The organism is Ruegeria sp. HKCCD7559, assembly GCF_013110575.1.
Lineage (GTDB): Bacteria > Pseudomonadota > Alphaproteobacteria > Rhodobacterales > Rhodobacteraceae > Ruegeria.
Genome location: NZ_WVQU01000005.1, coordinates 81,193 through 107,368, shown reverse-complemented (window position 1 = coordinate 107,368; position 26,176 = coordinate 81,193). Strand labels below are relative to the sequence as shown.

At 60.7% G+C, this 26,176-nt stretch carries 23 protein-coding genes; 15 read left to right on the top strand and 8 right to left on the bottom strand.

Annotated features, from left to right (window positions below):
* Window positions 1–9 precede the first annotated feature (9 nt).
* Both GS605_RS14445 and GS605_RS14440 read right to left on the bottom strand, forming a co-directional pair.
* Window positions 10–648, bottom strand: coding sequence for a CatB-related O-acetyltransferase (locus tag GS605_RS14445; RefSeq protein WP_171724419.1), 639 nt, complete (start codon window positions 646–648; stop codon window positions 10–12).
* Window positions 648–1,253 carry a flavin reductase family protein gene (locus GS605_RS14440; RefSeq protein ID WP_171636908.1) on the bottom strand — a complete coding sequence of 202 codons (606 nt, stop codon included), beginning with the start codon at window positions 1,251–1,253 and terminating at the stop codon, window positions 648–650. Before GS605_RS14440 ends, GS605_RS14445 begins: the two co-directional genes overlap by 1 nt.
* Before the next feature lie 71 nt (window positions 1,254–1,324).
* Between GS605_RS14440 and GS605_RS14435 the strand changes: the two genes are divergently transcribed.
* From GS605_RS14435 to GS605_RS14415, 5 genes are all read left to right on the top strand, one after another.
* Window positions 1,325–1,819 (top strand): GNAT family N-acetyltransferase, encoded by a 495-nt coding sequence (locus GS605_RS14435; protein WP_171636909.1) that lies wholly within the window; start codon window positions 1,325–1,327, stop codon window positions 1,817–1,819.
* 52 nt (window positions 1,820–1,871) lie between these two features.
* The gene (locus GS605_RS14430; RefSeq protein ID WP_171724418.1) at window positions 1,872–2,615 is read left to right on the top strand and encodes an EcsC family protein; all 744 of its coding nucleotides are present in this window, start codon (window positions 1,872–1,874) and stop codon (window positions 2,613–2,615) included.
* A 132-nt stretch (window positions 2,616–2,747) separates the two neighbouring features.
* Complete coding sequence (locus GS605_RS14425) at window positions 2,748–3,209, top strand: NUDIX hydrolase (protein WP_171636911.1); 462 nt, start codon at window positions 2,748–2,750, stop codon at window positions 3,207–3,209.
* A gap of 72 nt (window positions 3,210–3,281) precedes the next feature.
* Window positions 3,282–3,737, top strand: a complete 456-nt coding sequence (locus GS605_RS14420; protein ID WP_171330180.1) for a DUF1178 family protein — start codon at window positions 3,282–3,284, stop codon at window positions 3,735–3,737.
* 2 nt (window positions 3,738–3,739) lie between these two features.
* Window positions 3,740–4,378: an SDR family oxidoreductase gene (locus tag GS605_RS14415; RefSeq protein WP_171636912.1), complete on the top strand. Its 639-nt coding sequence runs from the start codon at window positions 3,740–3,742 to the stop codon at window positions 4,376–4,378.
* On the opposite strand, the gene GS605_RS14410 is transcribed toward GS605_RS14415, so the two are convergent.
* Window positions 4,372–4,728 (bottom strand): hypothetical protein, encoded by a 357-nt coding sequence (locus GS605_RS14410; protein ID WP_171363717.1) that lies wholly within the window; start codon window positions 4,726–4,728, stop codon window positions 4,372–4,374. The genes GS605_RS14415 and GS605_RS14410 overlap by 7 nt on opposite strands.
* 165 nt (window positions 4,729–4,893) lie before the next feature.
* On the opposite strand from GS605_RS14410, the gene GS605_RS14405 reads away from it, so the two are divergent.
* From GS605_RS14405 to GS605_RS14380, 6 genes are all read left to right on the top strand, one after another.
* The gene (locus GS605_RS14405; protein ID WP_171636914.1) at window positions 4,894–6,132 is read left to right on the top strand and encodes an aspartate kinase; all 1,239 of its coding nucleotides are present in this window, start codon (window positions 4,894–4,896) and stop codon (window positions 6,130–6,132) included.
* A 46-nt stretch (window positions 6,133–6,178) separates the two neighbouring features.
* The gene (gene ptsP, locus GS605_RS14400; RefSeq protein ID WP_171724417.1) at window positions 6,179–8,422 is read left to right on the top strand and encodes a phosphoenolpyruvate--protein phosphotransferase; all 2,244 of its coding nucleotides are present in this window, start codon (window positions 6,179–6,181) and stop codon (window positions 8,420–8,422) included.
* A gap of 149 nt (window positions 8,423–8,571) precedes the next feature.
* Window positions 8,572–10,017: a glucose-6-phosphate dehydrogenase gene (gene zwf, locus GS605_RS14395; protein ID WP_171724416.1), complete on the top strand. Its 1,446-nt coding sequence runs from the start codon at window positions 8,572–8,574 to the stop codon at window positions 10,015–10,017.
* Between the two features lie 2 nt (window positions 10,018–10,019).
* The gene (gene edd / locus GS605_RS14390) at window positions 10,020–11,825 is read left to right on the top strand and encodes a phosphogluconate dehydratase (protein ID WP_216598296.1); all 1,806 of its coding nucleotides are present in this window, start codon (window positions 10,020–10,022) and stop codon (window positions 11,823–11,825) included.
* 4 nt (window positions 11,826–11,829) lie between these two features.
* Entirely contained in the window at window positions 11,830–12,462 is a 633-nt protein-coding gene (locus GS605_RS14385) for a bifunctional 4-hydroxy-2-oxoglutarate aldolase/2-dehydro-3-deoxy-phosphogluconate aldolase (protein WP_171636920.1), read from the top strand.
* A 51-nt stretch (window positions 12,463–12,513) separates the two neighbouring features.
* Complete coding sequence (locus tag GS605_RS14380; RefSeq protein WP_171724415.1) at window positions 12,514–13,704, top strand: alanine--glyoxylate aminotransferase family protein; 1,191 nt, start codon at window positions 12,514–12,516, stop codon at window positions 13,702–13,704.
* A gap of 125 nt (window positions 13,705–13,829) precedes the next feature.
* On the opposite strand, the gene GS605_RS14375 is transcribed toward GS605_RS14380, so the two are convergent.
* Complete coding sequence (locus GS605_RS14375; protein ID WP_171724414.1) at window positions 13,830–14,945, bottom strand: pyridoxal phosphate-dependent aminotransferase; 1,116 nt, start codon at window positions 14,943–14,945, stop codon at window positions 13,830–13,832.
* Window positions 14,946–15,033: 88 nt separating this feature from the next.
* Here GS605_RS14375 and GS605_RS14370 point away from each other — a divergent pair, with 88 nt between their 5' ends.
* Both GS605_RS14370 and GS605_RS14365 read left to right on the top strand, forming a co-directional pair.
* The gene (locus GS605_RS14370) at window positions 15,034–16,104 is read left to right on the top strand and encodes an SMP-30/gluconolactonase/LRE family protein (protein WP_171724413.1); all 1,071 of its coding nucleotides are present in this window, start codon (window positions 15,034–15,036) and stop codon (window positions 16,102–16,104) included.
* A 66-nt stretch (window positions 16,105–16,170) separates the two neighbouring features.
* Window positions 16,171–16,953: a crotonase/enoyl-CoA hydratase family protein gene (locus GS605_RS14365; protein ID WP_171724412.1), complete on the top strand. Its 783-nt coding sequence runs from the start codon at window positions 16,171–16,173 to the stop codon at window positions 16,951–16,953.
* On the opposite strand, the gene GS605_RS14360 is transcribed toward GS605_RS14365, so the two are convergent.
* The 4 genes from GS605_RS14360 to GS605_RS14345 form a co-directional block, all read right to left on the bottom strand.
* Window positions 16,954–17,286, bottom strand: a complete 333-nt coding sequence (locus tag GS605_RS14360; RefSeq protein ID WP_171724411.1) for a DUF1992 domain-containing protein — start codon at window positions 17,284–17,286, stop codon at window positions 16,954–16,956. It abuts the gene before it with no gap.
* A gap of 40 nt (window positions 17,287–17,326) precedes the next feature.
* A complete protein-coding gene (locus GS605_RS14355) occupies window positions 17,327–18,490 on the bottom strand; it encodes a benzoate/H(+) symporter BenE family transporter (protein ID WP_171724410.1) in 1,164 nt (387 codons plus the stop codon).
* Window positions 18,491–18,628: 138 nt separating this feature from the next.
* Window positions 18,629–21,790: a valine--tRNA ligase gene (locus tag GS605_RS14350; protein ID WP_171724409.1), complete on the bottom strand. Its 3,162-nt coding sequence runs from the start codon at window positions 21,788–21,790 to the stop codon at window positions 18,629–18,631.
* A gap of 79 nt (window positions 21,791–21,869) precedes the next feature.
* The gene (locus GS605_RS14345; protein WP_171636936.1) at window positions 21,870–22,598 is read right to left on the bottom strand and encodes a dienelactone hydrolase family protein; all 729 of its coding nucleotides are present in this window, start codon (window positions 22,596–22,598) and stop codon (window positions 21,870–21,872) included.
* Between the two features lie 113 nt (window positions 22,599–22,711).
* Here GS605_RS14345 and GS605_RS14340 point away from each other — a divergent pair, with 113 nt between their 5' ends.
* Both GS605_RS14340 and GS605_RS14335 read left to right on the top strand, forming a co-directional pair.
* Window positions 22,712–25,003: a xanthine dehydrogenase family protein molybdopterin-binding subunit gene (locus tag GS605_RS14340; RefSeq protein ID WP_171724408.1), complete on the top strand. Its 2,292-nt coding sequence runs from the start codon at window positions 22,712–22,714 to the stop codon at window positions 25,001–25,003.
* Window positions 24,981–26,057, top strand: a complete 1,077-nt coding sequence (locus GS605_RS14335; RefSeq protein ID WP_171724407.1) for a DUF2235 domain-containing protein — start codon at window positions 24,981–24,983, stop codon at window positions 26,055–26,057. The genes GS605_RS14340 and GS605_RS14335 overlap by 23 nt, the downstream gene beginning before the upstream one ends.
* Window positions 26,058–26,176 lie beyond the last annotated feature (119 nt).

The window sequence follows — 26,176 nt, the reverse complement described above, 5'->3', positions numbered from 1 at the left end:
CCGCCTTTTTCAAGGGTCCAAGCGCTCCAGCTTATCGATATCTCCCGTCAGCAGAGCGCTTTCGGCTTCGGCGATCAGTTCGGCTGGCCAATCCCACCACTTTAAAGCAAGCAACCGCTCGATTGTGTCGGCGTCAAACCGGTATCGCCGTACTTCGGCAGGATTGCCCGAGACGATCGCATACGGCGGGATGGTTCCACGCACGACTGAACCCGCGCCGATTATCGCTCCGTCACCGATACTGGCTCCTGGCATGATCAGCGCGCCATAGCCGATCCAGACATCATTGCCGATCACGGTGTCGCGGACGTCCGGCTGGAATTCCAGCATCTGTTCCGGATCGAAAACCGGAAAGGGAAAGCAGGTTATCCCATCCGTTGCGTGATTTGCCGAGGCTGTCACAAAGCGGACGCCATGGGCAATTTGGCAAAACTTTCCCAAAACCAGCTTTTCGCGCGAGAACTCGAACAGGTAAGGGGCCAACCGATTGGCCCAATCCTCGGGTTCGTCAAATTCTGATGCGTAGGTGTAATCTCCCACCTGAATTCTGGGGTGGTTGATAACTCGTGACAGAAAGGCCGTTCCTTTATGTTCCGTGCCGTCAGGCAGAGTGACAGGATATCGGCGCGCAGCGTCAGGCAGGGGCATCAGTCATCCGGTCTCGAAAGGCTGAACAACTCGGAAACGACAGAGTAATCGCGATACCCAAGCCGCGCCAAAGGTTGGAACGAGGTCACGTCAAACTTGCCATCCCGAATATGATCGTCGTGCAGGTGTACACCTGTCACTTCGCCAAACACCACCCGATTGGCTTCACCGGGCAGCGTGACGATCTGGGTCAGCTTGCATTCCAGCGCAGCTGGGACCCCTTCGATCCGTGCGCAGGGTATGGTTTCGCATTCTATGGGTGAAAGCCCGGCATGCGAAAACTCATCAACTTCTTTCGGCAACCCGGCCGAACTTGCATTCATTGCGTCCCGATGCGCTTGGGCCACGACATTTACGCAAAACACGCCCGTGGCCTCGATATTGGCGATGCTGTCCTTGCCGGCGTTCTGATCCTGTTTGGTGCCGGTCGAGGCAAACATGACCTGTGGTGGCGTATAGGCGACGCCGTTAAAGAAGGAATAGGGTGCCAGATTGTTGACCCCATCCGCGTCCCGAGTCGAAATCCAGCCAATCGGGCGCGGCGTGATGATGGCGTTGAACGGGTTGTGCGGCAATCCGTGGCCGTCTTCGGGGCGGTAGAACATCTGATCTCCAAGCGTTTGCCCAAGGCGTAGCGAAGTGCTAGGGCGATTGCCAGCAAGTAAATGAGGGCAGGGTGCAGCAATTCGGGATCAGGCCGGAAGAGCCGGACGACTGGTGGGAGGTCGAAGCCCTGTATGACCTGTGTTTTGCGCCGGGTCGCGAGGCTTTGTCGTCCTACCGCTTGCGTGATGATGTACCGCCGGTTGCGGGCTTGTCTTTGGTCGTGCGCGACGGTCAGGGGATTCTGGCCGGTGCGATCCGGTTCTGGCCGGTTCATGTTGGTGATCATGATGCTCTGCTGCTGGGGCCGGTTGCCGTGCACCCCACCCACCAAGGTGAAGGCCTGGGTGGATATCTGATACATGCAGGAGTCGAAGCGGGGCGCACCCGCGGTTGGCAGAGGGTCATGCTGGTCGGGGATCAGCCCTATTACAGCCGGTTCGGTTTCACGCGATTGCACGCGGTCGAAATGCCTCCGCCCACCAACCCTGACCGGGTTTTGGGGCTGGAACTGGTGCCCGGCGCCTGGTCCGGGGTTCAGGGCGCGGTGACACGTTGGAGCCGCTGACCTATTGAAACCATGCTGCGCAACGCCGATGTTGAAAGGCAGGAGGGCGTGAATGCAGAACGTTGTTCTTGTTGAAAACGTGGATACCGAGGCCGAACTGGATCGTTTGGCGGATCACTACCGGTCCGCCGGAGGGGTCGGCGTGAAACTTCTCAACAAACTTGGGGGGTCAGCCGAGTCTTTGCTGGAGCAATTGCCAGAACCCGTTCGGAATGGCCTGACAGGCGCAACCGAACAGGCGTTATGGCTGGCGATGCATGCGGCCGAGGGCTCGCGGCGCGCGGTTCCTGATCAACAGCCCTGGGTCAATACCGCGCTGACGACTGCCATGGGTGCGGCCGGGGGGCTGGGCGGCGTTTCGACAGCCTTGATGGAGCTGCCCGCGACAACCGCGATGCTGCTGCGTGCCATTCAAGGGGCCGCCGCGCGCGAGGGGTTTGATCCCTCTGCCGAAAACGTAAAGTTCGATTGCGTTCGCGTCTTGTCGGCAGCTGGACCATTGTCGCATGATGATGGGGCAGACCTGGGGTTTTTCTCGGTCCGGCTGACCCTGACCGGACCGGCCATGCAACGCCTGATTGCCGCCGTTGCGCCGCGTTTTTCGATAGTACTGGGGCAAAAGCTTGCAGCCCAGTCCGTTCCTGTGCTGGGGGCATTGGCCGGCGGTGGCACGAATTATGTCTACACGCGCTACTACCAACAGATAGCGCGCGTGCATTTCGGTTTGCGCCGGTTGGCAATTGACGCTGACATCCCCCATGAGGATCTGGCACGGCGGCTTTCTGCCCGAATGTAGGCGATATCCTGGGCGACGTGAGTGACTTGGCGTGTGATACATCATGTGGTATGATTGCAGGTGGCAGCCGCTAGATTGGGTGAGCGTACCAATTTGGATGGCTGACGTTCGACCGAAAGGGAGCGTCGCTTGATGAAAGCACGATTGTTGCTTCATGACCTTCCAAAAGCTGCAAGGCAGCCAGTTTTGCGGCAATCCTCGGCTTTGTGTTTCCGGATCAAGCGCGGCCGTCCCAAGATTCTGTTGGTCACGACACGCAAGGCACGGCGATGGATCATTCCCAAAGGATGGCTCATCCCCGGTCTGAGCCCGCAGGAAACCGCATTGCAAGAGGCTTGGGAAGAGGCGGGCGTATCTGGTCGGATCAGCGGGGTGCGACTGGGGCAGTTCCTGCACCACAAACATCATTCGAACCGGCCTCCATCCTTATGTCTGGTGGATGTTTTTCCAGTGCATGTAAGCGCTGTGTCGCAGGAATACCCGGAAAAGACCGAGCGTCGGCGCAAATGGTTTTCGCCAAAAAAAGCGGCGCTAAAGGTCGATTCTCATGAGCTCGCTGAATTGTTGCGCGACTTTAAGCCGTACTCACATTGAAGTAGCATCTGATAGGCTTGATATTGTCACCTTGATCGGTATCTATTCGCCAATCGTTTTTTTGGACTGAACATGATTCAATACGCGTTGAAATGCAGCGAAGGCCACAGTTTCGACAGTTGGTTCCAATCCGCAGAAGCCTATGACAAGCTGGCCTCTGTGGGTATGGTCACCTGCGCGGTTTGCGGGTGCACGCAGGTCGAGAAAGCGGTCATGACGCCTCGCGTCCGCCCGGCGCGGAATGCCAGGAAGAAAAGTGAAATCCGTTCCACTCCGGAAGAAAAGATCGACGTTGCAACGCCATCGCCCGAAATCGAGAAGGTTTTGGCCGAAATGCGCCGCCATGTCGAAGAAAACTCGGATTATGTCGGGAAAGATTTCGCCAGCGAGGCGCGCAAGATTCATCTGGGCGAGGCTCCGGAGCGTGCCATCTACGGAGAAGCCAAGCTGGATGAGGCGAAATCCCTGATCGAAGATGGCGTGCCGGTGGCTCCGTTGCCATTTGTCCCCAGCAGAAAGACCAATTGATCATGCACATCATGATCACCGGCGCCAATCGCGGCATCGGGCAAGCCCTGGCAAAGCATTACGTGAACCAGGGTGACAAGGTCACTGGGACGGCGCGTGACGGCAGCATGCAGGTGCGTCTGGATGTGTCCGATCCCGTGCAGCAATCCGCCATGGCAGAACAGATGAAAGACCAGCCTGTCGATCTGCTGGTCTGCAATGCCGGCGTGTATCTGGACAAGGGGCATTCGATCGATGGCTACCCGGCCGACATGTGGGCGCAAAGCTTTGCGGTAAATGTCACGGGGGTCTTTCTGACTATACAGACCCTGTTGCCCAACTTGCGCGCCGCGGGCGGTAAAGTTGCGATCCTTTCGTCGAAAATGGCGTCGCACACACTTGCGCCGGGTGGCAGTTATATCTACCGCGCATCCAAGGCGGCGGCTCTGAACCTTGGGCGGAATCTGGCGATGGATCTCAAAGATGACGGGATTGCCGTCGGCATCTATCATCCGGGCTGGGTTCAGACGGATATGGGCGGTGCAGCGGCGGATATCGATGTGGATCAGGCCGTGTCCGGCCTGATTGAACGATTTGATGCCTTGTCGCTAAGCACAACGGGCTGTTTTGAAACCTATGACGGGCAACCGCACGCCTACTGAGAGGCCAATGCGGCTTTGGGGATTTCGAAGACCTCACCAGGTTCAATGTAGACCACCATCATATCGCCTCGCGTTTCATGTGAGATTTTCGAGGTCGAATTGCTGGATTCCGGCACACCATCCTTGAAATAGATATTGCGCACATGTCCGCCTCCCAGGGCCACTGCGACCGTTATGTTTCCGTCATCATGGCGGCGCAGTTCCGCGTGGCAGCTTTGTACGGGATCACCGGCATTTGCAGCGCAGGGAATTGTTCCCAACGCGTTCTTGCCGTCCGTCCCGGCGACACTCGCGACCTGGGCCAGTGCAGGCGATGACAATAGGGCAAAGGCGAGGGCTAGGCGAAACATGAGGAACCTCTTGATCTGGTTGTTATCCTTAGGCTGACATCGCGCCGGTGCAATGTAAAGCGGCCCTGCGCCGCAGGCAGAACTCCTTTGCGCCCTTGCCCTTGCGGTGCCCCTCGCTTATGAGGCACGGAACGTCAAATCCAAGGCGCGGAGACTTTTGCCCCCATGCCCGTACTCGTAATGAAATTCGGCGGCACATCGGTCGCCAATCTGGACCGCATCCGCCGCGCCGCCAAACGTATCGGCGTTGAAGTTGCCAAGGGCTATGACGTGATCGTCATCGTCTCGGCCATGTCGGGCAAGACCAACGAGCTTGTGGGCTGGGTGAACGAAACGTCGCCTCTGTTCGACGCCAGGGAATACGACGCGGTCGTGTCCTCGGGCGAGAATGTTACCGCTGGACTGATGGCGCTGACCTTGCAGGAAATGGACATCCCCGCGCGCAGCTGGCAGGGCTGGCAGGTGCCGCTGCTGACCACCAGCGCGCACAGTCAGGCGCGGATCGAGGAAATCCCGACCGAGAACCTGAATCAGAAATTCGGCGAAGGAATGCGCGTTGCCGTGGTTGCAGGCTTCCAAGGGATCAGCCCCGAAGGCCGCATCACCACGCTGGGTCGGGGTGGGTCGGATACCACGGCGGTTGCCTTTGCGGCAGCCTTCGACGCCGAACGCTGCGACATCTATACGGACGTTGATGGCGTCTATACCACCGATCCGCGCATCTGCGAAAAGGCACGCAAGCTGGACCGCATCTCGTTCGAAGAAATGCTGGAACTGGCGTCGCTTGGTGCCAAGGTGCTGCAAACCCGCTCGGTCGAACTTGCGATGCGATACAAAGTCAAACTGCGCGTTCTCTCAAGTTTTGAAGAACAATCCGATGAGGCCGGCACGCTGGTCTGCGACGAGGAGGATATCATGGAATCCAATGTTGTGGCCGGTGTGGCCTATTCCCGCGACGAGGCGAAAATGACCGTTGTTTCCGTGGCGGACCGCCCCGGCATCGCCACGACAATCTTCTCGGCGCTCAGCGAAGAGGGTGTGAACGTCGACATGATCGTCCAGAACATCTCGGACGAGGGGCGTACGGACATGACCTTTTCCTGTCCCACCGATCAGGTGGCACGCGCCGAAAAAGCGCTGCTGGAGATCAAGGAAAAGGGCGAGCTGAACTATGCCGAACTGGTTGCAGACACTGATGTCTGCAAGGTCTCGGTTGTGGGTATCGGGATGCGCTCGCAATCGGGCGTGGCGGCCAAGATGTTCAAGGTGCTCTCGGATGAGGGGATCAACATCAAGGTCATTACAACCTCCGAGATCAAAATTTCCGTCCTTGTCGACAGGAAATACATGGAACTTGCTGTTCAGGCACTGCATGATGCCTTTGAACTGGACAAGGCGGCCTGAGCTTATCGGCCAAAGGTATCGCCTGACACACTAAATCGGTTGGGCCATGGCGGACGGCACGGAAACAGAATCCCGCAAGCTGCTGCGGCGGTTGCGCGAAGAAATGGCGAGCGAAGCCGCCGGTCAGGAACGTCTTGACCGGATCACGCACCTGATTGCCGACAGCATCAGGGCCGAGGTGTGTTCCATCTATCTGTTTCGCGATGAAGACACGCTGGAACTTTGCGCGACCGAGGGGCTGTCTCCGGAAGCGGTTCATAAAACCCGGATGCGCATGGGCGAAGGCCTTGTGGGGCGGGTCGCCAAGTTCGGCAAGGTCGTCAACACCGCCGACGCGCCGTCGGCCAAGGGCTTCCGTTACATGCCGGAAACCGGCGAGGAGCGGTACTCCTCGTTCCTGGGTGTGCCGGTTCAACGCCTTGGGGAAAAGCTGGGCGTTCTGGTCGTCCAGTCCCGCGAGGCGCGCGAGTTTTCCGCAGATGAGGTCTATGCACTAGAAGTGGTCGCCATGGTGCTGGCCGAAATGGCCGAGCTTGGCGCCTTTGTCGGCGAAGGCGCGGCCCTGTCACCCCTGCACCAGCAATCGGTTCTGCTGCGCGGCGGCCCGGCGCAGGAAGGGTCTGCCGAAGGGCATGTCTGGCTGCACGAACCCCGCGTGGTGGTTACCAACCCCATTGCCGAAGACCCTCACCGGGAACGCGAACGTTTGGTCGATGCGGTAGAAGAACTGCGCGTCGGCGTCGACAAGATGCTCGAAATTTCGCAGGGCGGCGACAAGGAACAGCTGAAGGTCCTGGAAGCTTACCGCATGTTTGCCAATTCCAAAGGCTGGATGCGGCGGATGGAGGAAGACATAGCCCTGGGTCTCAGCGCCGAAGCCGCAGTGGAGAAAGAACAATCCCAGGCCCGTGCGCGCATGGGACAGGTCACCGATCCGTACTTGCGTGAACGTCTTGCGGATCTGGACGATCTCAGCAATCGCCTGCTGCGCATCCTGACTGGGCAAGGCAAGACGGACAGTGCTGATCTGCCACCCGATCCGATCCTGATCGCGCGCAATATCGGCCCCGGCGACTTGCTGGAATACGGACGGGCGCTGAAGGGGATCGTGCTTGAAGAAGGCTCTGTCGGCAGTCATGCCACGATTGTTGCGCGGGCGCTTGCGATTCCTTTGGTCGTGCATGTGGGCCGGATCACCACCGAGGCCCTGAACGGAGATCACGTTCTGGTGGATGGTGATCAAGGTGTTGTGCATCTGCGCCCGGAAGACAGCGTGGTCAGTGCCTTCCGCGACAAGATCGCGATGCAGGCAAAGGCGCAGGAACGTTATGCGTCGATCCGCGAAACACCCTGCGTGACGCGCGATGGCTCGCGGATTAACCTTGTGATGAATGCAGGTCTGATGGCCGACCTGCCATCGCTTGGCACCTCGGGCGCCGAGGGCGTTGGCCTGTTCCGCACTGAACTGCAATTCCTGATCCGCAACCAGATGCCGAAACGGTCAGAACTGGTCAGCCAGTATCAGCGCGTTCTGGACGCGGCAGGTGGCAAAAGGGTGGTATTCCGCACACTCGACATCGGGTCGGACAAGGTTCTGCCCTATATGAAGCACGTGGCGGAACCAAACCCGGCGCTGGGCTGGCGCGCCATTCGGGTCGGTCTGGACAAGCGCGGCGTCATGAGGATGCAGCTGCAGGCCCTGCTGCGCGCCGCCAATGGTCGACCGCTGACCATCATGTTCCCTTTTGTCGCGCAGGCCGAGGAATATCGCGAAGCCCGTTGGGAAGTGAACAAAACCATCGAGCGGGAAAAACGGTTGGGTCATGTGCTGCCCGAGATGCTTGAAGTTGGCGCGATGCTGGAAACGCCGTCGCTGGCCTTCGCGCCGCAGAAATTCTTTGACGAAGTGGACTTCATTTCGATTGGCGGGAACGATCTAAAGCAGTTCTTCTTTGCTGCTGACCGTGAAAACGAACTGGTCCGGCGTCGCTATGACACGCTGAATGTCAGCTTCCTGAGCCTGATGGAACGCATCGTCGAACGCTGCGATATCTCGGACACGCCACTCAGCTTCTGTGGCGAAGATGCTGGTCGCCCGGTCGAGGCCTTGTGCCTTGCGGCGATGGGGATTCGGACGCTGTCGATGCGGCCTGCCTCGATCGGCCCGGTCAAAAGCCTGCTGTTGCGGTCCAATCTGACGGAGGTTCGCAAAATCATCGCTGACGCGCGCCACCGCGGAGAGCAATCGGTGCGTCCTGCGGTCATGGACTGGCTGCGCCATCAGACCTGATGCGCTAAACGGCACGGTTTCTTCAAACTGTGCTTGATTTTTCATGGGCGGCTTTCTAATAGACAGGCATTGTTAGCGATAACATGTCAGGTTTTGCGGGGTATCACGCCGTGCTAAGCTGATATCGGCAAATTCAGAAGGAGCCTGTGATGGTTTCACGCGTAATTCCGGTAGAGCCATTTGATCTGGTACTCTTCGGTGCGACCGGCGATCTGGCGCAGCGTAAAATCCTGCCGGGCCTGTACCATCGCTTCGAGGTCGGCCAAATGCCCGACGGCGCGCGGATCATCGGTACGGCACGCTCTGATATCGACAATGACGGGTTTCGCGATCAGGTCCGAAAATCGATGGAACAGTTCGCGCCCGGTTTTTCCCGGGAAACAATGGATCGGTTCCTTGCCCATGTCGAATATGTGCCCGTGGATGCGCTGGGCGAGGCCGGGTGGTCCGACCTGAAAGAACGGATGCGCGAAGACGTCGTGCGGGCCTTTTATTTGTCCGTTGGTCCAAGCCTTTTTTCGGGTATCGCGCAGCGGCTGCACGACGCCGGTCTTGCGACACCGGACAGCCGCATTGTCGTCGAAAAACCATTTGGGCACGACCTTGCCTCGGCGAAGGCGCTGAACGAAGGCTTGCGTGCCTGTTTCGAAGAACATCAGATTTACCGGATCGACCATTATCTGGGCAAAGAGACCGTGCAGAATCTGATGGCGCTGCGCTTTGCCAACTCGCTGTTCGAACCGCTCTGGAATTCGACCCATATCGACCACGTGCAGATCACGGTGGCCGAGACCGTAAGCGTCGAAGGGCGCGGGGCCTATTACGATCAGTCCGGCGCAATGCGGGACATGGTCCAGAACCATCTGGTGCAGTTGCTGTGTCTGACCGCAATGGAACCGCCTTCGAAATTCTCGCCCAACGCGGTGCGCGATGAAAAGGTCAAGGTGATCGAAGCGCTCGAGCCCGTGGCCCAGTCTGACATCGCGCGCGGTCAGTATCGGGCCGATAAGGGCGTGGGCGGTTATGTCGATCATGTCGGCAACCCCGCCAGCCGAAGCGAAAGCTTCATCGCCCTCAAGGTTCATATCGGCAACTGGCGTTGGGCAGGTGTGCCGTTCTATCTGCGTACTGGCAAGCGTCTGCGCGCGCGGGAATCCGAAATTGCGGTGTTCTTCCGCGATCCGCCGCACACGATTTTTCCCAATGTCGGCCCTCTGCACGGAAACGTTCTGGTGATCCGGTTGCAGCCTGACGAAGGCATCACCCTGCGCACCACGATCAAGGATCCGGGACCGGGGGGCTTCCGGCTGTCGGATGTTGCGCTGGACATGAGCTTTGCCGATGCGCTTGGGGCCGAAGCGCAAGCCCCCGACGCTTATGAGCGGCTGATCATGGATGTCATCCGTGGCGATCAGACACTGTTCATGCGTGGGGACGAGGCCGAGGCCGCCTGGGCCTGGGTCGATCCCATCATTCAGGGCTGGGAGCAGCGCGGAGACCGCCCGTCCCGGTACGATCAGGGCAGTTCAGGCCCCGAAGAAGCATTGATGCTGATGCATCGCGATGGGCGCCGCTGGCGTCAGATCGGAGGGTAATCATGGTTCACTCAGTCATTTCCGATGTCACCAAACGGATCATCGACCGCAGCGCCGATCTGCGCGGCCCACATCTTGAACGGATGGAGCAAGCCAGATCCAAGGGTCCTGCCCGTGCGCATCTGTCCTGTAGCGGTCAGGCCCATGCCTATGCGGGCGCGGGCGAGGATCAGCAATCGATGGCCACCGGCACTGCGGGCAATCTGGGTATTGTCACCGCCTATAATGACATGCTTTCGGCTCATCAGCCGTTTGAACGCTATCCCGCCCTGATCCGCGATGCGATCCGTGCCGCCGGCGGAACGGCACAGGTGGCAGGCGGTGTGCCAGCCATGTGCGACGGTGTCACCCAGGGCGAAGCGGGGATGGAGCTGTCGCTGTTCTCACGCGACGTCATCGCGTTGGCAACCGGTGTGGCGCTTAGCCACAACACCTATGACGCGGCTGTTTTTCTTGGGGTGTGCGACAAGATTGTGCCCGGCTTGATCATCGGCGCGCAGGCCTTTGGCCATCTGCCTGCCGTATTCCTGCCCGCAGGCCCGATGACCAGCGGCTTGCCGAACGACGAAAAAGCCAAGGTCCGACAGAAATTCGCCGCCGGGGAAGTGGGCCGCGAAGAGCTGATGAAGGCTGAAATGGCGGCCTATCACGGCCCCGGTACCTGTACTTTTTATGGCACCGCCAATACCAACCAGATGCTGATGGAGTTTATGGGGCTGCACCTGCCGGGCTCCAGCTTCGTCAATCCGAATACCCCGTTGCGTGACGCCCTGACCGAGGAAGGCGCGCGCCGTGCCCTGTCGCTCAGCGCGTTGGGCAACAGCTACACTCCGGTCTGTCAGGTTCTGGACGAGCGCGCTTTCGTCAATGGCATCGTCGGTCTGATGGCAACCGGTGGTTCAACCAATCTGCTGATCCACCTGATCGCCATGGCGCGCGCTGGTGGTATCGTGCTGGACTGGCAGGATTTTTCCGATATTTCCGCTGTGGTGCCGCTGGTCGCGCGGGTCTATCCCAACGGCCTGGCGGATGTGAACCATTACCACGCGGCCGGCGGCCTTGGGTACACGATCGGTACTCTGCTTGAACAAGGCTTGCTGCACCCGGACACGCTGACCGTCGCAGGTCAGGGGCTGCACAACTATACCAAGGAACCCAAACTGATCGATGGCGAGTTGATCTGGCAGGATGGTTCGGGACACAGCCTGAACGAAAAGATCCTGCGCCCAGCCAATGACCCGTTCCAACCCACCGGGGGCCTGTCGCGCCTGACCGGCAATCTGGGCACTGGGGTTATGAAAGTATCAGCCGTAGCGCCGGAACATCAGGTCGTCGAAGCACCCGTGCGGGTGTTCCACGATCAGGATGAGGTGAAAGCCGCCTTCAAAGCCGGAGAGTTCACAGATGACGTTATCGTCGTGGTCCGGTTTCAGGGCCCCAAGGCCAACGGGATGCCGGAACTGCACTCGCTGACGCCCATGCTGTCGATCCTGCAGGGCCGGGGCCAGAAAGTGGCTCTGGTCACCGATGGCCGCATGTCTGGCGCTTCCGGCAAAGTACCCGCCGCCATCCATGTTGTCCCCGAGGCGCTCGACCGCGGCCCCATTGCATACCTTCAGGACGGTGACGTCCTGCGCGTCGACGCGGTCAGGGGTGATCTGGAAATCCTCACCGCAGGCGTTCTGGACCGGTCCCCCGCGACCGCCGACCTGTCCGCCAATCAACACGGCGCTGGGCGCGATCTTTTTGGTGCGTTCCGCCAGAATGTCGGCTCGGCCGACACCGGTGCCAGCGTTTTCGGAGTTTAACCTCATGTCCAAATCCCAACGCACCCGCGAAATCTGCGCTATGGCGCCCATTGTTCCGGTTCTGGTTGTCGATGACGTCGCGCAGGCCCGCCCGCTGGCCGAGGCATTGGTCGCCGGCGGCTTGCCCGCGCTTGAGGTCACCTTGCGCACGCCCGCCGCGCTCGACGCGATCCGCGCGATGGCCAAGGTGCCGGGCGGCGTGGTCGGCGCAGGTACGCTGGTCACACCCGAAGACGTCTGCGCCGCCAAAAAGGCGGGCGCGCAGTTCGGCGTTTCCCCCGGTGCCACGGATGCCCTGATCGCGGCCTGCGAAGCCGAAGACCTGCCGCTGTTGCCCGGCGCCGCGACGGCAAGCGAGGCTATGGCGTTGCTGGAAAAAGGCTATGACATGTTGAAATTCTTCCCGGCCGAGGCCTCGGGCGGCGCGCCCGCGCTCAAGGCAATCGGCGCGCCGCTCCCCCAGATCAGCTTTTGCCCGACCGGGGGCGTGTCCCCCGCCAACGCCCGCGACTACCTGTCATTGCCCAACGTGATCTGCGCTGGCGGAAGCTGGGTCGCACCAAAGCAACTGGTCGAAAACGGCGACTGGGCCGGGATCGAGACACTTGCGCGCGAGGCGTCGAAGCTGGCGGATTGACGCCGCGCGGCCTCTCGGTAATGTGGGCGTCAATTTATACAGGTTGACCCCATGACACAGACGGTATCCCTTTCCCAGGGGCGGACATATTTGGCCATTCCGGGCCCTTCGGTCATGCCGGATGCGGTTTTGCAAGCCATGCACCGTCCGTCGCCCAACATCTATGATGGCGCGCTCATCGACATGATGCCCGACCTGACCCACGATCTGTGCCGGGTTGCCCGCACAAATCACAACGTTGCCATCTATATCGCCAATGGCCACGGCACCTGGGAGGCCGCTCTGTCCAACGTGATCGCCCCCGGCGAAACCGTTCTGGCTCCTGCCTCGGGTCGGTTCACCCATGGCTGGGCCGAGATGGCCGAAGGCATCGGGGCAAAGGTTCAATTGATCGATTTCGGCACCTCGTCAACCTGGGATTTTGACCGGATCGCAGACGCGTTGCGTGCGGATCGAAACCACCAGATCAAGGCGGTTCTGGCGGTCCACGTGGATACATCCAGTTCGATCCGGAACGACATCCCGGCGCTGCGCAGGCTTCTGGACGACCTGCAACACCCGGCGCTGCTGATGGCAGACTGCATTGCCTCACTTGGCTGTGACAGGTTCGAGATGGATGGCTGGGGCGTCGATGTCACAGTTGCCGCTTGCCAAAAAGGCCTGATGACCCCGGCGGGCATCGGCTTTGTTTTCTTCAACGAAAAAGCACAAGCCAAACGGGCCACCATGCCGCGCGTTTCGCAATATTGGGATTGGCAGCCGCGCGCCGATCCAGACCTGTTCTATCAGTATTTCAACGGCACCGCGCCCACGCACCACCTCTATGGCCTGCGCGCCGCGCTTGATCTGATCCATGCAGAGGGGATCGAACAGGTCTGGGCCCGCCATGAACGTCTGGCCACTGCCATCTGGGCGGCCTGCGAAACATGGGCCGAAGGCGGCGCGCTGCATCTGAACGTTGCCGATCGCGCCCACCGCAGTCACGCCGTCACGGCCTTGCGATTGACAGAAGGTCGCGGCACGGCCCTGCGCGCGTTCACTGAACATCAGCTGGGCCTGACGCTGGGCATTGGTCTTGGGATGGAGGACTACGACAGCTGTTTTCGCCTCGGGCATATGGGCCATGTCAACGGGCAGATGGTGATGGCGATGCTGGGGGGTATGGAAACGGCCATGGCCGCTCTTGATATCCCCCGTGGCAAAGGCGCGCTCGAGGCCGCAGCCGCCGTTCTGGCCGCCTGACACGCCTCAGACCAACAGCACCGATCCGCCCCTTCATCTGGCCAAAAATATCCTCGGGGGGATCGCGCTTTGCGCGATGGGGGGCAGACAGCCCCCCTTTGACCTGATGGCAAGACAGACCAGCGCTAGCCTGTCTTTGCCCGCACTTCCGCTAGCGCCTTGGGCAATGCGACCGCAAAAGCATCCAGATCTGCTGTTTCACCACAGCTTACCCGGATGCACCTGTTCTGGGGCGCTGCAAACGGCATCCGGACAAACAAGCCCCGCGCAACCAAAGCGTCCAGTACGGCCTTGGCGAAATCGCCATCCCGCCCGCAGTCAATCGCCACGAAATTGGTGGCGGAGGGCAGGGGCTCCAACCCGTTCTCGCAGGCAATCGTTGCTAACCGCTCACGCGCCTCGGCGATTTGCGCCTTAATGTGCTCCAGCCAGGTGCCATCCTGCAACGCGGCCAGCGCCCCGGCCTGCGCCGCTCGGTTCATGCCGAAATGGTTGCGCACCTTGTTGAAGGCTGCGATCAGGTCGGGCGCTCCTAGGGCATAGCCAACCCGCGCGCCCGCCATGCCATAGACCTTAGAAAATGTCCGCATCCGGATTACGCGCGGATCATCTATACTGACAGGTGCAGCCGTCCCTTCGGGCGCACATTCCACATAGGCTTCATCCAGAACCAGAAGGCACCCATCAGGCAAGGCATCCATGGTAGCCACGATGTCCGCGCCGGAATGCCAGCTGCCCATCGGATTGTCCGGATTGGCCAGATAGACCAGCTTGGCACCAACCTCAGCCGCCTTGGCAAAAAGCGCCGATGGGTCCTCGTGATCACCTGAATACGGCACTTTGTGAAGAATGCCGCCGAACCCGGCCACATGATAGTTGAAGGTCGGATAGGCCCCGTCCGAGGTGACAACCGCATCCCCGGGCCCGACGATCAGCCGCACCAGATAGCCCAGCAGCCCGTCAATACCTTCGCCCACGACGATTTTCTCCGGCGATACGCCGTGATGGTCGGCCAAAGCATGGCGCAGGTCATGGTTTTCGGGGTCGCCGTACATCCAGATCTCGGACGCGGCTTGCGCCATGGCCTCGATCGCGCGGGGCGAGGGGCCGAAAATGCTCTCATTGGCGCCCAGTCGGGCCACAAAGGACGCGCCGCGCTGGCGCTCTTGCGTTTCCGGGCCGACAAAGGGCACGGTGGCGGGCAGGGATTGGGCAAGCGGGGTGTATCGAGGTCCGGTCATGTCCGCAGATAACCCCAAGCCCGATCAATGAGCAAGCGCGCACAGGCGTTGGGCGCGCTGGAAAAGAAGTAAGAATAAAGGAGCGCAGATGCGCATTCTCTCGATCGTTGTTCTCCTGGGCCTCGCCTATCTTCTGGTCTGGCCCGTCCCGGTAAAACCTGTCGCCGTCGAAATGCCGGTAGATGCCGGTTTCACAGGTGATTTCGCAGAGAACAACGCGCTGGGCGTCGCGCAGCTGATTCGCCTGCCGGGTGCAGAGATTGGCCCTGAAGACATCGCTTTCATGCCAGATGGCACGATCTACACAACCAGCCTGTCCGGCACTCTCTACCGCATCGACGGGGCGGAACCGGTCGAGGTTGACCAACTTGGCGGTCGTCCCCTCGGCCTCAAGGCCGGACCGGATGGCGCGCTTTTCATCGCTGACAGCTATCGGGGGGTGATGCGTTGGACCGGTCCGGGCACATTGGACACGCTGGTGGGCGACATCAACGGCGCGCCGGTGATCTACGCCAACCAGCTGGATGTGGCGCGGGATGGCACGATCTACTTCTCGAATTCATCTGACCGCTTCGATCCTGAAACCATGGGCGGGACCAAACCGACCTCTGTCCTCACCATCTGGGAACAGTCCGATACGGGTTACGTCGCGCGTCGCACACCCGACGGCCGCACCGAGAAAATCGCCGAGGGCTTTGTCTATACCAACGGTGTCGCGCTTTCACCTGACGAGGATTTTCTGCTGATCGCGGAAACAGGTCGCGCGCGCCTGCACAAGCTGTGGCTGACCGGACCAAATGCAGGGCGGCAAGAGATCCTGCTGGAAAACCTGCCCGGCTATCCCGACAACCTCGAGGCTCAGGGCGACGGCACCTATTGGATGGCCTTCGCCAGCCCGCGTGTCCCGTCCGAGGCGCTGATGCCGTACCCGTTCCTGCGCAAGGTGATCTGGCGATTGGGTCCGGCAGTGCGCCCCGCGCCGATCCATCGCGGCATGATGGTGCAGTTTGATGGCGATGGTACGATCCTGCGCACGCTACAGGACCCGCAAGGCCGCTTGGGCATCACGACCGGCGGTAAGATTGCGGGGGATCAGTTCTATGTCATGACGCTCGATTCCCCGTGGTTCGGGCGAATGCCTGTCAGCGACATGCCCTGACGTCGCAGTGGTATTCCGCAGTCTGTCCGGGCATGTTTGTCACGATTGAGTTTCCGGAGGTCCTCCATGTCACGCGTATCCGTTGCCTATCAAGACCACGTTGCCCATGTCACTCTGACCCGAGGCGACAAGATGAATGCGCTGGATGATGCAATGATCAAGGCACTTTTGTCCGCCGGGCAAGAGGTCGCCGCGTCGGATGCCCGTGCCGTGGTCCTGTCCGGCGAAGGCAAAAGCTTTTGCGCCGGGCTCGACATGGCAAGCTTTGCCAAGATGGCCCATATGGACCCCACGGAATGGCTGATGACCCGCAGCCATGAAGACGCCAACGAGATGCAGGAGCTGGCGCTGATCTGGCGTCGCGTTCCGGTTCCGGTGATCTGCGCAATTCAGGGCGTGGCTTATGGCGGTGGCCTGCAAATCGCGCTGGGCGCGGATATCCGTATCGCGCATCCCGAAGCGAAACTGGCCGTGATGGAGATGAAATGGGGCATCATTCCCGATATGGGCGGCATGGTTCTGTTGCCTCGGCTGGTCCGGTCGGACGTGCTGCGGCTGCTGACCTATACGGCCCGCCCGATCGGTGCGCCGCAGGCGGCGGAGTGGGGCCTTGTGACGCAATTGTCCGACGATCCGTTGACCGAAGCGTTGGCCCTAGCCGAAAACATCGCGGGCCAAAGCCCTTCGGCCATCCGTGCCGCCAAGCGTCTGATCGAGGTTGCCGAAACTCAGCCCCGCGCAGACGTTTTGATGGCGGAATCTGCTGAGCAGGTGGAACTGATTGGCAAACCCGACCAGATGGAAGTTGTCATGGCGCAGATGCAGGGCCGCAAGCCCGTGTTCAAATGATCACCGCATGAAGGCTTGCCGTGCGTCGCGGGCCATGTTGTAGCGCATTTCCAGATCGGCGATACGGGCCATTGCGGCTTTGCGCTCGGCGGGGTCCGTCAGGGTCGCATAATCCTGCCGCGCTGTGTCGAGCTGTTTTTTGATGTCGAATTCTTCCGGCAACACGCCTGCCTGCGCCATGATCCGATGGCCGGCGGCGGTGGCCGGATCGCTCAATGCCTCGGATGACCGGTCAGGCAGCGGTTGGCCTTCGCCCTCAAGGCCCTGCAACTGACCCTCGGCTTGGGCTTTCTTGATCTGGCGCTCGACCAGTTTTCCCAACGCTCCAAACATGGCCTCTTCATACTTGCTTTGAAGTGCGGTTTGAACCCGTTTACCGAAAGCGTTGTTTCACAAGATAGGCCATCCCGCCTGCCAGCAAGCCCCAGACGGCCGCACCAAGTCCAAACGCGGTAATGCCGGATGCAGTGATGGCAAAGGTCAGGATGGCCGCTTCGCGCTCGGCCGGAACTTCCAGCGCGGCGGATGTGGCATTGGCCATCACCCCGATCAGCGCAACACCGGTCAGCGTGCCCATCAACAGTGGATCGGCATGAATGGCGAACCCGGTAATCGCCACGGCGAACACCCCGAACAGGCAATAGAACAACCCACCCATCACGGCAGACCAATAGCGTTGCGCGGGGTCGGGGTGGCTGTCCTCGTTCGCGCACATCGCAGCGGTGATCGCCGCAAGGCAGGTGGCGGGGGCACCGAACGGAGAAGACAAGATGCTGGAAATACCCACGGACGAGAACAGCTTGCCGGTCTGCGGCGCATAGCCAAAGCTGCGGATCACCGCGATGCCGGGGATGTTCTGGGTCGCCATCGTGACGATGAACAGCGGCACGGCAATCCCGATGACCGAAGCCGCAGAGAAGCTGGGCGTGGTCCAGACCGGAGCCGCGATCCATTGCGTCGGCGTCAGCGACGCGTCCCCGGCGTTCAGAACGACGACGGCTGCCGCTGCTACGACCGCAGCCGGAACGGCAAACAGGCGGTTGATCCGGCCGGCGATGAACCATGTCAGAATTACCGGCAAGGCTTGCCATGGCAGGTCAACCGCTGCCTGAAAGGGCAATATGCAAAGCGGTAGCAACACGCCCCCCAACATGGCCTGCGCCAGGGTCGTCGGTATCGCCGCAGCCATTCGCCCCAATGGTCGCCACAGCCCGGCCAACACGGTCAAAGCCCCTGCACAAAGGAACGCGCCTGTCGCTTCGGCAAACCCCAGTGCAGGTGTGGCGGAAACCGCCAGCAGGGCCGCACCCGGCGTGGACCAGGCCACGCTGATCGGCTGCCGATACCACAGGCTCAGCACGATGGCGGTCAGGCCCATGGCAATGGCCGCCATCATCAATCCGGACGCCGCCTGCGTCGGGGACGCGCCCATCGCCGCCAACCCTTGCAATACAATCGGGAAAGAGCTGAAAAAGCCGACGATTGCCACAACCAGCCCGGTCGAGACTGTCTGGAACGGTGGGGCTTTGTGCGTCATGACGGCCTCGGGGAAATGTGTTCGCTGATTGCTAACAAGCAGGGGCAGGGTCGGGCAAGGTCTGAACGTGCAAAAGAAAACCCCGCCGTTGTGGTCGCGGCGGGGTTCCGGATTTGAGTATTTGGGAAAAGATGAAGATCAGGCGATTTCGGTCAGTCGGGCCAGCGCCTCGTTCAGTTTCGCTTCTTCCTCTTCGCGGGCGGCGAGGTTGGCTTTGGCCTCTTCCACGACCTCTGCAGGGGCCGAGGCCACGAATTTCGGGTTGTTCAGACGCCCGCGCAGACCACCAAGTTCCTTGGCCAGCTTGCCCTTGGCCTTTTCCAGCCGTTCCTTTTCCGCTCCGATGTCGATGATATCCGCCAGCGGCAGGCCAAAGGACGCTCCGGGCGCCGCGATCGAGATCGTGCCCTTGGGCAGCGTGTCGGCTTTGGTCAGGCTGTCGATCCGGGCCAGCCGCTTGATCAGCGCCTCGTTCCGGTCCCAGGCGGCCTGGCCGTGGGCGTCGATCTCGGTCACCAGCATCGGCACGTACAAACCGGCCGGAACGCGCATCTGGGCGCGGGCCGAACGGGTGTTCTCGATCACCGAGATCACCCAGTTCATTTCGCGATCCGCGGCGGCATCAACCAGATCGACGGCGGCATAGGTCGGCCAGTCGGCATGCACCAGCATCTTGGCGCGGGTGCCGGTCAGGCCCCACAGTTCCTCGGTGATGAATGGCATGATCGGGTGCAGCAGGACCAGGCACTGATCCAGAACCCAGCGCATGGTGGCGCGGGTTTCAGCCTGGGCCTCGGCGTCATCGCCTTGCAGCAGAGGTTTGGACAGTTCCACATACCAGTCACAGACCTTGCCCCAGACAAAGGCATAAAGCCCGTTCGCCGCGTCGTTGAAGCGGTAGCTGTCCAGCGCCGCGTCGACCTCTTCGCGCACTCGGGCAGTTTCGCCGATGATCCAGCGGTTTACGGCGGCTTTGGGCTTCAGATCAGCCGCATCCAATTGCGGCACGGCGTCGGTGAAAACCTCGTTCATCTCGGCAAAGCGGACGGCGTTCCACAGCTTGGTGCCAAAGTTGCGATAACCGGTGATGCGTTCGCGGGACAGTTTCAGCACCCCGCCAATCGCCGCCATCGACGCGTTGGTAAAGCGCAGCGCGTCGGCACCGAACTCGTCCACAATCTCCAGCGGGTCGATGACGTTGCCGGTGGTCTTGGACATCTTCTTGCCCTTCTCGTCGCGGACGAGCTGGTGCAGATATACGGTGTGGAACGGGATCTGATCGACCACGGCCAGCTGCATCATCATCATCCGGGCGACCCAGAAGAACAGGATGTCGAAACCGGTGATCAGAACATCGGTCGGGAAGTAGCGCTGCAACTCTTCGGTCTGTTCGGGCCAGCCCAGCGTGCCGATGGGCCACAGGCCAGAGGAGAACCACGTGTCCAGCACGTCAGGGTCGCGCCACACCGGGTAAACCAGCTTGGTCGGATCCTGTTCAACGGCGTACTGCGCCAGGCTTTCGGCGAACCGATGGATCGCCTCCTGCTTGTCGGCGACTTCGATCACGGTCGCGTGGCTCAGAGGGCTGGGAATGTCCGCATTGTCGTCCAGGAACTTTTCGGTAACGGCCTCGAAGCTCGCGGCACATTCCATGACATTGCCACGATGCAGCATGCCGCCTTCGTTCAGCAAACGACCCAATTCAACCAGATCAAGGTCGCCATCATTCTCGTCGTCAATGAAGTCTTCTGCGGACAGGTCTAGACCATACCAAACCGGAATCTGATGCCCCCACCACAGTTGGCGGCTGATGCACCAGGGTTCGATATTTTCCAGCCAGTGGTAGTAGGTCTTCTCGCCCGACTCGGGGATGATCTTGACCGTGCCGTCCTTGACCGCGTCCAGCGCAGGGCCGACGACCTTGGCGGCATCGACGAACCACTGATCGGTGAACATCGGCTCGATCACCACCTTCGACCGGTCGCCGAAGGGCTGCATGATCGGTTTGCTCTCGACCAGCGGCACCAGTGTGTCGGCGCCTTCCTGATCCGGCTTCAATGCGGTCGATCCCAGGCGCGGATCATCCGCGCGGGTCATCACGGCCAGACCATCAGCCGTGATCTCTTCAACCACCTTGGCCCGCGCTTCGAACCGGTCGAGGCCACGCAGATGATCCGGCACCAGATTGATCGCGTCGATTTCGTTCTCAGTAAACGCGCGCCCACGCGCATAGTCCTGCGCCTTGCCTGCCTCTTCGGCATAAGGGGCCCCATCGGCCCGCATCGCGCCCTTGGTGTCCATCAGGCGGTACATCGGAATGCCGCCGCGCTTGGCGACCATGTTGTCATTGAAGTCATGTGCGCCGGTGATCTTCACCGCGCCCGAGCCGAAATCGGGGTCGGGGTAGTCGTCGGTGATGATCGGGATCTGGCGGCGATGCTCTTTCGGACCAACCGGGATTTCGCACAGCTTGCCGACGATCGGCGCATAGCGTTCGTCCGAGGGATGCACCGCGACCGCGCCGTCGCCCAGCATGGTCTCGGGGCGGGTCGTGGCGATGGAAATGTAATCCCGCTCTTCCTCAAGGATGACGTTCCCGTCCTCGTCTTTTTCAACGTAAGTGTACGTCTCACCCCCGGCCAGCGGGTACTTGAAGTGCCACATGTGGCCGGCGACCTCGATATTCTCGACCTCGAGGTCCGAGATCGCGGTTTCGAAATGCGGATCCCAGTTGACCAGCCGCTTGCCGCGGTAGATCAGGCCCTTGTCGTACATGTCGACAAAAACCTTGATGACCGCGTCGTGGAAGTTGGGGCTGTTTTCATGGCCCGTGCGCGGGTCGCCCGCTGCACCGGCCATGGTAAAGGCGTTGCGCGACCAGTCGCAGGAGGAGCCGAGGCGTTTCAGCTGCTCGATGATGGTGCCGCCGTATTCACCCTTCCATTCCCAGACTTTCTCCAGAAACTTTTCGCGGCCCAATTCGTTGCGGCTGGGTTGTTGGGTGGCGGCCAGCATCTTTTCGACCTGCATCTGGGTTGCGATGCCGGCGTGGTCCTGGCCGGGCTGCCACAACGTGTCAAAGCCACGCATGCGGTGCCAACGGATCAGGATGTCCTGTAGGGTGTTGTTGAACGCATGGCCCACATGCAGAGCACCGGTCACGTTGGGCGGCGGGATCATGATGGTAAAGCTTTCCTCGCGCGAACGGTTCGCGCCTGCCTTGAAGGCTCCGGCCTGTTCCCAGGCCTTGTAGATCCGGGCCTCGGCCTCGGCCGCGTTGAATGTCTTTTCCATCGCCATGGGATGCGTCCTGCGTCAACAAATTCGGGTCCGCGCCTGCAATAGCGAATGCGCGCGGCAAGGGGAAGGCCTAGTGCGCCTAAGCCACGCCAAAGCGTGCTTTGAAATAGGCGTCAACGCGTTGATAGGCGGGTTCATGGAAATCCAGCGTCAGCAGCGAATGATCCTTGCCGGGATATTCGACGGTTTCCAGCAGATTGCCGAATGCCTGTTCAAGCGCCTGCATCAGTTTCTTTGGTGCAAGCTTGTCTTCGGAGTACCGCATCGCCAGACCGGGGCCTTTCGCGGTCATACCCGCAGAGGCCGCGCCGATGTCTTCAGCGCTCATGTGCAGATGGCGACCCCCGAGGATCGGCAGCGCAGGTTGGCTGGCTACCCCGCCCAGAACGGCGTCTTCGGCCATGAGGGTCAGGGCGAAACTGCCGGTCAGGCACATGCCGATGACGCCCACACCGGCGCTGTTTTCGCGTTGCTTGATCTCACGGGTCAGGGCGCGCATCCATCCTGCAATGGGGCTCTGCTTGCCACGGGCGAAAATGTTGAACTCGCGCCGCACGCAGAACAACCGGGCCATGTTTTTGGCCATTTCAACCTTGCCATATGTTCCAAACAAATGAGGCAGGTAGACGCGAAAGCCGGATGCGTTGAGCTTGGCGGACAACGCCAGCGTTTCGGGCCCGATCCCGGGCAGTTCCTGAAGGATCAGGATCGGTGGGCCTTCACCGCCGACATAAACGTCATGTGTGGTCGACTGCCCGCTGGTCATCGGGGCAGAGAAGGGAAAAACGGTATCATGCGTCCAGCTCATGGCCCAAGGCTAGCCGAACATCCTTTGCGCGCAAACGAATTTCAGTGAACTCCGCTGGACATCGCCTGGTCGCGGGCTAGGCTCGCCCCTGAGACCGCGCAGGAGGGCCACCCATGGAAAAGTTCGGCAGAAGCCAGCCGGTGAAACGGACCGAGGATCAACGGTTCCTGACCGGGCAGGGGCGTTACATGGATGATGCGGTGCCCGGGAACGCTTTGTTTGCCGCATTCTTCCGCAGCCCGGTGGCGCATGGTGACATCACGTCTCTGGATGTCGAGGCCGCACGGGTTGCCGACGGCGTTCGGCTGGTCATGACGCTGGACGATCTGGCAGCTTCGGGCATCGACACGGTGCTAAACGCTGCCGTTTTACAAAACCGCGATGGATCGAAGGCCGCTGCGCCCGATCGGCACATGCTGGCCAGGGATCGCGTGCGTTTCGTGGGCGAGCCGGTGGCGGTTGTTATCGCGGATACGCTGGCACAAGCGCAGGACGCGGTCGAGTTGATTTGGATGGACACGAAAGAGCGCCCTGCCAAGCTGGACGTGAAGGCAGGCGGTGAGATCCTGCACGCGGAAGCGCCCGAGAACCGTGCTTTCGATTGGGGGCTGGGCGACGAAACCGCAACCCAGGCTGCCTTTCAGGCGGCCGCGCATACGGTGTCGCTGAACGTCGCCGACAACAGGGTCATCATTAGTTCGCTGGAGCCGCGCGGATGTCAGGCGAACTGGTCCGAGGGGCGCCTGCATTTTTCTTACGGAGGTCAGGGCGTTTGGGCGATGAAGGCCCAACTGGCGCAAAAACTGAAACTGGATGCGGACAACATACGCGTCACGACCCCGGATGTGGGTGGTGGTTTCGGTATGAAAGTGATGCCATACCCCGAATATTTCTGCGTTTCCGTGGCGGCGATGAAGCTGGGTCAGCCGGTGCACTGGATGTCCGACCGGTCCGAGGCGATGCTTTCCGATCACCAGGGCCGCGACCTGACCTCGCTGGCCGAGCTGGCCTTTGACGCCGATCACAAGATCACCGCCTATCGCGTCCACAGCAAGGTGAACCTTGGCGCCTATAACAGCCACTTCGGTCAGGCGATCCAGACCAGCCTGTTCAGCAAAGTGCTGATGGGTGTCTATGACGTCCAGACCACCTATTTGCGGGTCGAAGGCTTTTATACGAACACGACGCAGGTGGATGCGTATCGCGGTGCGGGCCGCCCCGAGGCGATTTACGTGCTTGAACGCGCGATGGACCGCGCCGCGCGCGAACTGGGCATTGACCCGTGGGAACTGCGGCGCAGGAATTTCATCCGCTCCGCCGATTTCCCCTACAACACTTCCACTGGCGAAACTTATGATGTCGGCGATTTCGACATGGTCCTCACCCGTGCGGCCGACCAGACCACCGGGTTCGAGGCCCGAAAAGCTGCGGATGCCGAACGCGGTCTGACCCGGGGGCAGGGTCTCTGTTACTATATCGAAAGCATTTTGGGGGACCCTTCCGAAAACGCGAAGGTCGCGTTTTGCGAGGATGGAACGGTGAATCTTTACGTCGGCACACAATCGAACGGGCAGGGGCATGAGACGGTCTACGCCCAGTTCCTGTCAGATCAGACGGGTATCCCCATGGACAAGATCACCGTCATTCAGGGCGATACCGACCGGCTTGCCCATGGCGGCGGCACTGGCGGGTCCCGCTCGGTCACGGTGCAAAGCACGGCCACCCTGGCCACGATTGACAAGATGATCGCCGCATTCACGCCTTATCTAGCCGATAAGATGGGGGTCGAGGACAGTGATGTGCATTTTGACCACGAGACATTCCGAGCGCCGGGCTCCAACCTGACGCCGACCCTGACCGAAGCTGCCGAGATGGCGCGTGCCGATGGTCGAACGGATCTGCTGCAACATGAGGCCCGCGCAAACCTGGATGCGCGCAGCTATCCGAACGGCGCGCATGTTGCCGAAGTCGTGATCGATTCTTGCACCGGCGAAACCTGGGTGGACCGGTACACCGTGGTTGACGATTTTGGCAATCTTATCAATCCGATGCTGGCCGAAGGGCAGGTGCATGGCGGGGTGGTGCAGGGAATCGGGCAGGCCCTGACCGAACATGTCGTGCACGATGCACATGGGCAACTGCTCACGGCTTCGTTTATGGATTACGCCTTGCCCCGTGCAACCGACATACCCATGATTAAGTTTACCTCGGCGCCGGTTCCGTCAACCTCGAACCCGATGGGGATGAAAGGGTGTGGCGAGGCTGGCACCGTGGGCGCGCTGGCCGCTGTGGCAAACGCGGTTCAGGATGCGCTCTGGGATCATGGGGTGCGGCAGGCGGACATGCCTTTCACACCTCACAAAGTATGGGAATTGCTGACGCATGAATCTGTCGCGGCTGAGTAGAAAGGTTCTGGGATGGCTCGGGCGCCCTTTGCGGTCCGAGCATTCCGCCGAGACGCGGCACCGCGAACCGATCAGCCATGTCATCATCCTTGATGGCACCATGTCCACTCTGGAACCGGGGTTTGAAACCCACGCCGGTCAGACATTTCGCCTGTGCTGCGAGATGGGCAGCAAGGTTTCGGTGTTCTACGAGGCAGGCGTGCAGTGGGAAAGCTGGAAGTCCTCGCTGGACGTGATGATGGGCAGGGGCATCAACCGCCAGATCCGTCGCGCCTATGGGTATTTGGCGTCCCGCTACAAGCCGGGCGACAAGATCTTTTTCATCGGTTATTCGCGCGGTGCCTATGGCGTGCGCAGTCTGGCCGGCGTGATCGACATGATCGGCCTGCTCAAGGCGGAACACGCCACTGAACGAAACATACTGCAAGCGTATCGCCACTATGAATGCAATCCAGAGGGCATCGCCGCCAGCGAATTCCGCCGACGTTTCTGCCACGAAGGGGTCGAGATCGAGATGGTCGGCGTCTGGGACACGGTCAAGGCGCTGGGTTTGCGTTTGCCGCTGCTGTGGCGTAGGGCCGAAGAGAAGCACGCCTTTCACAACCATCAGCTGGGCCCGGTCACCCGCCACGGGTATCACGCTTTGGCGCTGGATGAGACGCGCGAAGTGTTCGAACCAGTTCTGTGGACCTGCACGCCCGAGTTCAAGGGCCATGTGGAGCAGGTCTGGTTCCGCGGAACCCATGGCGACATAGGTGGCCAATTGAACGGCTACGAAGAGGCGCGGCCGCTGAGCAACATTTCCCTGATCTGGATGCTGGACAAGGCGGAATTGCACGGTCTGCCTTTGCCCGACGGCTGGCGCGATCGGTTTCCCATTGATCCCCATGCGCCGTCGGTTGGCACATGGCGCGGCTGGGGCAAGATTTTCCTGCTGCGAAAGCATCGCAAGGTCGGGCAGGACCCGTCAGAACGCCTGCATGTTTCAGTTTCGCCGGACGAACTGCCCGGATGGGTCGCGATGCCGAACCTGCCGACACATCCCGCGCAGTGAAAGGCTACAATGTGCCGGTGACTCCAAGATCACCGGCACTTCACTGTCAGGTTCGAGCCCAACTTGTAAATTCGAATTTCTTGGTACGCGCGCACGCAGCACCAGAAATGCTGCATGCG

Coding starts and splice junctions, on each gene's coding strand:
- GS605_RS14445 (WP_171724419.1), bottom strand. CDS start 648: ATGCCCCTGCCTGACGCTGCGCGCCGATATCCTGTCACTCTGCCTGAC.
- GS605_RS14440 (WP_171636908.1), bottom strand. CDS start 1,253: ATGTTCTACCGCCCCGAAGACGGCCACGGATTGCCGCACAACCCGTTC.
- GS605_RS14430 (WP_171724418.1), top strand. CDS start 1,872: ATGCAGAACGTTGTTCTTGTTGAAAACGTGGATACCGAGGCCGAACTG.
- GS605_RS14425 (WP_171636911.1), top strand. CDS start 2,748: ATGAAAGCACGATTGTTGCTTCATGACCTTCCAAAAGCTGCAAGGCAG.
- GS605_RS14420 (WP_171330180.1), top strand. CDS start 3,282: ATGATTCAATACGCGTTGAAATGCAGCGAAGGCCACAGTTTCGACAGT.
- GS605_RS14415 (WP_171636912.1), top strand. CDS start 3,740: ATGCACATCATGATCACCGGCGCCAATCGCGGCATCGGGCAAGCCCTG.
- GS605_RS14410 (WP_171363717.1), bottom strand. CDS start 4,728: ATGTTTCGCCTAGCCCTCGCCTTTGCCCTATTGTCATCGCCTGCACTG.
- GS605_RS14405 (WP_171636914.1), top strand. CDS start 4,894: ATGCCCGTACTCGTAATGAAATTCGGCGGCACATCGGTCGCCAATCTG.
- ptsP (WP_171724417.1), top strand. CDS start 6,179: ATGGCGGACGGCACGGAAACAGAATCCCGCAAGCTGCTGCGGCGGTTG.
- zwf (WP_171724416.1), top strand. CDS start 8,572: ATGGTTTCACGCGTAATTCCGGTAGAGCCATTTGATCTGGTACTCTTC.
- edd (WP_216598296.1), top strand. CDS start 10,020: ATGGTTCACTCAGTCATTTCCGATGTCACCAAACGGATCATCGACCGC.
- GS605_RS14385 (WP_171636920.1), top strand. CDS start 11,830: ATGTCCAAATCCCAACGCACCCGCGAAATCTGCGCTATGGCGCCCATT.
- GS605_RS14380 (WP_171724415.1), top strand. CDS start 12,514: ATGACACAGACGGTATCCCTTTCCCAGGGGCGGACATATTTGGCCATT.
- GS605_RS14375 (WP_171724414.1), bottom strand. CDS start 14,945: ATGACCGGACCTCGATACACCCCGCTTGCCCAATCCCTGCCCGCCACC.
- GS605_RS14370 (WP_171724413.1), top strand. CDS start 15,034: ATGCGCATTCTCTCGATCGTTGTTCTCCTGGGCCTCGCCTATCTTCTG.
- GS605_RS14365 (WP_171724412.1), top strand. CDS start 16,171: ATGTCACGCGTATCCGTTGCCTATCAAGACCACGTTGCCCATGTCACT.
- GS605_RS14360 (WP_171724411.1), bottom strand. CDS start 17,286: ATGTTTGGAGCGTTGGGAAAACTGGTCGAGCGCCAGATCAAGAAAGCC.
- GS605_RS14355 (WP_171724410.1), bottom strand. CDS start 18,490: ATGACGCACAAAGCCCCACCGTTCCAGACAGTCTCGACCGGGCTGGTT.
- GS605_RS14350 (WP_171724409.1), bottom strand. CDS start 21,790: ATGGCGATGGAAAAGACATTCAACGCGGCCGAGGCCGAGGCCCGGATC.
- GS605_RS14345 (WP_171636936.1), bottom strand. CDS start 22,598: ATGAGCTGGACGCATGATACCGTTTTTCCCTTCTCTGCCCCGATGACC.
- GS605_RS14340 (WP_171724408.1), top strand. CDS start 22,712: ATGGAAAAGTTCGGCAGAAGCCAGCCGGTGAAACGGACCGAGGATCAA.
- GS605_RS14335 (WP_171724407.1), top strand. CDS start 24,981: ATGAATCTGTCGCGGCTGAGTAGAAAGGTTCTGGGATGGCTCGGGCGC.